The following is a 1468-nucleotide window of genomic DNA, read 5'->3' as shown; positions in this document are numbered from 1 at the left end:
CGCTACGGCAACTACATCGGCGGCGAGTTCGTGCCTCCGGTCAAGGGCCAGTACTTCACCAACACCTCGCCGGTGAACGGCCAGCCGATCGCCGAGTTCCCCCGTTCCACCGCCGAGGACATCGACAAGGCCCTCGATGCCGCCCACGCCGCCGCCGACGCCTGGGGCCGCACCTCGGTGCAGGAGCGTTCGAACATCCTGCTGAAGATCGCCGACCGCATCGAGCAGAACCTGGAGCTGCTCGCCGTCACCGAGACCTGGGACAACGGTAAGGCCGTACGCGAGACCCTCAACGCCGACATTCCCCTGGCCGCCGACCACTTCCGCTACTTCGCCGGCTGCATCCGCGCCCAGGAAGGCTCCGCCGCCGAGATCAACGACAGCACCGTGGCCTACCACATCCATGAGCCGCTGGGCGTGGTCGGGCAGATCATCCCGTGGAACTTCCCGCTGCTGATGGCCGCCTGGAAGCTGGCCCCGGCGCTGGCCGCCGGCAACTGCGTGGTGCTCAAGCCGGCCGAGCAGACCCCGCTGGGCATCTGCGTGCTGCTGGAACTCATCGGTGACCTGCTGCCGCCGGGCGTGCTCAACGTCGTCCAGGGCTTCGGCAGGGAGGCCGGCGAGGCCCTGGCCACCAGCAAGCGCATCGCCAAGATCGCCTTCACCGGTTCCACCCCGGTCGGCTCGCACATCCTCAAGTGCGCGGCGGAGAACATCATTCCCTCCACCGTCGAGCTGGGCGGCAAGAGCCCGAACATCTACTTCGAAGACATCATGCAGGCCGAGCCGGCGTTCATCGAGAAGGCCGCCGAGGGCCTGGTGCTGGCCTTCTTCAACCAGGGCGAGGTGTGCACCTGCCCGTCCCGCGCGCTGGTCCAGGAGTCGATCTACCCGGCGTTCATGGAAGAGGTGCTGAAGAAGGTCAGGGCGATCAAGCGCGGCGACCCGCTGGACACCGAGACCATGGTCGGCGCCCAGGCCTCCCAGCAGCAGTACGAGAAGATCCTCTCCTACCTCGACATCGCCCAGCAGGAAGGCGCCGAAGTGCTCACCGGCGGCAGCGTCGAGAAGCTCGAAGGCAACCTGGCCAGCGGCTACTACATCCAGCCGACCCTGCTCAAGGGACACAACAAGATGCGCGTGTTCCAGGAGGAAATCTTCGGCCCGGTGGTCGGCGTCACCACCTTCAAGGACGAAGCCGAGGCCCTGGCCATCGCCAACGACACCGAGTACGGCCTCGGCGCCGGCCTCTGGACCCGCGACATCAACCGCGCCTACCGCATGGGCCGCGGGATCAAGGCCGGCCGCGTGTGGACCAACTGCTACCACCTGTACCCGGCCCACGCCGCGTTCGGCGGCTACAAGAAGTCCGGCGTCGGTCGCGAGACGCACAAGATGATGCTCGACCACTACCAGCAGACCAAGAACCTGCTGGTGAGCTACGACATCAACCCGCTGGGCTTCTTCT

1 protein-coding gene is annotated in these 1468 nt (G+C 66.7%); it reads left to right on the top strand.

Annotated elements, in window-relative coordinates; translation table 11 throughout:
• The coding region (locus HMPREF2886_RS19625; RefSeq protein ID WP_049229357.1) for an acetaldehyde dehydrogenase ExaC at positions 1-1468 on the top strand (1468 nt) is incomplete at both ends.

This window comes from Pseudomonas sp. HMSC066A08, assembly GCF_001813025.1.
Taxonomy (GTDB): Bacteria; Pseudomonadota; Gammaproteobacteria; order Pseudomonadales; family Pseudomonadaceae; genus Pseudomonas; species Pseudomonas aeruginosa.
The sequence above is the reverse complement of the archived record's forward strand: the minus strand, read 5'-3'. Positions and strand labels throughout refer to the sequence as shown.